3 protein-coding genes are annotated in these 2,066 nt (G+C 74.7%); all 3 read right to left on the bottom strand.

Translation table 11 applies throughout. The features are described 5' to 3' along the window. A partial coding sequence (locus B9S61_RS07315; protein ID WP_103541508.1) for a P1 family peptidase occupies positions 1-873 on the bottom strand: 873 nt, incomplete at its 3' end. A 309-nt stretch (positions 874-1,182) separates the two neighbouring features. Continuing rightward, positions 1,183-1,680 (bottom strand): NUDIX hydrolase, encoded by a 498-nt coding sequence (locus tag B9S61_RS07305; protein ID WP_103541509.1) that lies wholly within the window; start codon positions 1,678-1,680, stop codon positions 1,183-1,185. A gap of 35 nt (positions 1,681-1,715) precedes the next feature. Continuing rightward, positions 1,716-1,931, bottom strand: coding sequence for a hypothetical protein (locus B9S61_RS07300; protein ID WP_103541506.1), 216 nt, complete (start codon positions 1,929-1,931; stop codon positions 1,716-1,718). Positions 1,932-2,066: the final 135 nt, after the last annotated feature.

The raw sequence follows: 2,066 nt of genomic DNA, 5'->3' as shown, positions 1-2,066 counted from the left end.
CGTGCCGAAGGCCACGGCGTAGTCGCCGCTGCCGTGGCCGTAGGCCGCACCCGAGCGGGCGAGGGCGAACACCGCCCGCCGCGCGACACGGGTGAGCTGCCGGGCGTCGAGCGGGGCGTCCGTGGCCATCACGATCATGCAGGAGCCGGTCTCCGCCACGGGCGCCGGATCGTCGGGGGCGAGGCCCAGGGACCGCGCGGTGACGGTGCGGCCCAGCACGCGCAGAGTGCCGCCGAAGTTCGCCTGCACCAGGACGCCCACGGTGCAGCGCCGGTCTGCCAGCTCCGGCGTGCGCGAGGCCGTGCCGATGCCGGCCTTGAACCCCAGGGCGACCGTGCCGGTGCCCGCGCCGACGCAGCCCTCGGCCACCGGTCCGCCCGACGCCCCGTCGAGGGCGGCCCGTACGTGCTCCTCCCGGACGGGCCGTGAGCGGATGTCGGACAGGAAGCCGTCGTTGCACTCCCCCACGACGGGATTGAGGCTCTGTGTGTCCTCGCAGCCGGGGCGTCGCAGCATCCAGCCGACGAGGGCGTCGGCGACCCGGAACGCCGACAGGGTGGAGGTCAGCAGCACCGGGGTCTCCAGCGCGCCGAGTTCGGTGAGCTGTGTCGTGCCGACGAGTTTGCCGTAGCCGTTGCCGGTGAAGACCCCGGCGGGCAGGGGTGTCCGCGGGCTCACCGTGTCGGGCACCACTGCGGTGACTCCGCTGTGCACGTCGGGGTGCCGGCGGACCGTGGTGTGGCCGACGCGGACGCCCGGCACATCGGTGATCGCGTCGAGAGGGCCGGTGGGCGTGTCCCCGACGACGATGCCGAGGTCACGGGAGCGACGCCCGGCGCCCGGTGCGGACGGCGGGTGGGGCGGCTGGTCCATACGGCCCGACGTTACACAGGGACGCCGGCAGCGCCTCACGGGGCCTCGACGGCGGCGGCTTCACCGTCCTCGCCGGTCAGGGCGCGGGCGAGGGGCAGCTTCGAGAGGGCCAGTACGCCCGCGGCGGTCAGCGCGGCGCCGAGCAGCTGGACCGGGAGCCTTGTGAGCGTGTGTCAGGGACGGTGCGGGCAGGGGACCCTCCGGCCGCCGTGACGGTCGTGACGGGATCGACCGGGCCGGCGGCGCCGCGGTCGGCCGCGGCGGGTTCCGCCGCACATCGTGTCCGGACGACGGCACGTCAGGAGTGGTTCACCGGCCGTCCGCCAGGGCCAGGTACCGTGCGAAGGCCTCGCGTGCGTCGGGGACGAACGCCTCGTGGCGGACCAGTTCCGCGAGTTCGGCCCGGGGCAGCCAGTCGTACCAGTCGATCTCCCGGGGGTCGGGGTCGACGGGCCCGGTCACCACGGTCTCGTGCAGGCCGAGCCAGTACGGGCTGATGGCGCCCGCGCATCGGAACTTGAGCACGAACCTGGGGCGGCACCGGACACCGAGTTCCTCCGTCAGTTCCCGCGCGGCGGCCTGCTCGTAGGACTCCCCGGCCTCGACGGCGCCGCCGAGCATCCAGTTGTACTGTCCCGGGAAACGCGAGACGTCTCGGGGGCGGCGGTGGACGATGGTCCGGCCGGCGGTGTCGTGGCACACGACCGTCGCGACGCGATGCAGCCATCCCCGGCGTATCGCGTCGTCCCTGCTGACGACGGTGAGGATCTCGTCGCGTTCGTCGACCCGTGCCACCCGTTCACCCATGGCGCGCATCGTGCCGGACGGCACCGACAGTCCGGTCAGCCGCTCCACGCGTCCGGGCCGCCGCCGCGCCACTCGACCAGCGCGGACTGCCGCATCCAGTCGTCGTCGACGTCGTCCAGACCGGCCAGGCGCAGGAACTCCACGACGTCCAGCAGCCCGTACGCCATGCCCAGGAAGCGAGCGCCCGCGCGGACGCGCCGGCCGCCGTCCTCACCGGGCGGGTAGATCACGATGGGCTGGTCGCTCGCCATGGGTCCAGCGTGCACGGGGTGGCATCCGCGCGCATTCGGGCGCGTCCCGCCGGCCGGGGACGGGCCCGTGCCCCTGCCGTCACCGGTGTGCGGCGTGGAGGCGGGGAGCGGCGGGCCGGCCGGGGAAGGACCGGT

The sequence above is a fragment of the Streptomyces sp. SM1 genome (assembly GCF_002910825.1).
Lineage (GTDB): Bacteria > Actinomycetota > Actinomycetes > Streptomycetales > Streptomycetaceae > Streptomyces > Streptomyces okerensis.
The sequence above is the reverse complement of the archived record's forward strand: the minus strand, read 5'-3'. Positions and strand labels throughout refer to the sequence as shown.